The following is a 1133-nucleotide window of genomic DNA, read 5'->3' as shown; positions in this document are numbered from 1 at the left end:
GAGGATCGCAAGGCGATCCGCGCCAAGCAGCTGTTCGGGGACTACCACGGCATCCTGCAGGTCGACGGCTATGCCGCCTACAAGGGCCTGATCAAGAACGGCGGCCATCTGGTGCAGTTGGCGTTCTGCTTCGCGCATGCGCGGCGGAAGTTCTGGGACGTTCACGTCGCGACGAAGTCGCCGATTGCTGCGGAAGCGCTGCAACGGATCGCGATGTTCTACGCCATCGAGGATCGCATCCGCGGTCTGCCGGCGGCGCATCGGGTTGCAGTGCGGCAGACCGACACCAGGCCGTTGATCGAGGACTTCAAACCCTGGCTCGAGGCGCGGCTACTGGAAGTCTCGAAGAAATCCGGCCTTGGCAAGGCGATCCGCTACACCCTCAACCATTGGGAAGGCCTGACGCGCTTCATCGATGATGGGCGCATCGAGATCGACAGCAATACGGTCGAACGCAGCATCAAGCCGATAGGCCTGGGAAAGAAGAATTACTTGTTCGCCGGCAGTGAGGGCGGCGCGGAAACCTGGGCCACCCTCGCATCGCTCATCAACACGGCAAAGCTGCACGACATCGACCCGCGGCACTATCTGACCGATGTTCTCGAGCGCATCGTCTCCGGACGTACAAAGATCAATCAGCTGCACATGCTGTTGCCGTGGAATTGGATTGGAAGGCCGAGCGCGATAGTTCGCAGGCAAAGCTCGCCGCCTGATCAGTTCGACGGCAGGGCATCTGGAACTTCCTGCGCATCGCTGGCGTCGTCGTAGATCTCTTCGCGGATCACGCGCAGCGTCACCTCGTGCAGATACACTTGCAGCGCACCCTCCAGCTCGGTGAACTCCGGCAGCAGGACTCGATCGACGAAGCCCCGTGACGCACGGACCATCACCGTGTTGCGTCGCTGCCGGCGATAACGAAACGGCCGCAGCCCATATCGGCGGCAAAGCGCCAGAAAAAGGTGCCGAGACCACTGGTCGGGAAGTGAGAATTGTTGTTCGATCGGTGGATCGTGGCGAGCGAGTTCCTCGACCCGGGCCCGCACCCGCTGCAGCGCGGCTTCCGCCGCAAGGCGCTCACCAGCAGTGGCGGCACCCACGAACAACGCCTCGATCTTCCGAAGCTTCTCGCGCAG

At 62.2% G+C, this 1133-nt stretch carries 2 protein-coding genes; one reads left to right on the top strand and one right to left on the bottom strand.

Features of this window, described 5'->3' with window-relative positions; all coding sequences use genetic code 11:
- Positions 1 to 768, top strand: a 768-nt coding sequence (gene tnpC / locus C7G61_RS42825; protein WP_244608790.1) for an IS66 family transposase, incomplete at its 5' end; no start/stop codon positions are given.
- Here tnpC and C7G61_RS42820 read toward each other — a convergent pair.
- Positions 714 to 1133, bottom strand: a 420-nt coding sequence (locus tag C7G61_RS42820) for a hypothetical protein (protein ID WP_202975840.1), incomplete at its 5' end; no start/stop codon positions are given. The genes tnpC and C7G61_RS42820 overlap by 55 nt on opposite strands.

The organism is Bradyrhizobium algeriense, assembly GCF_003062295.1.
GTDB classification, from domain to species: domain Bacteria; phylum Pseudomonadota; class Alphaproteobacteria; order Rhizobiales; family Xanthobacteraceae; genus Bradyrhizobium; species Bradyrhizobium algeriense.
The sequence above is the reverse complement of the archived record's forward strand: the minus strand, read 5'-3'. Positions and strand labels throughout refer to the sequence as shown.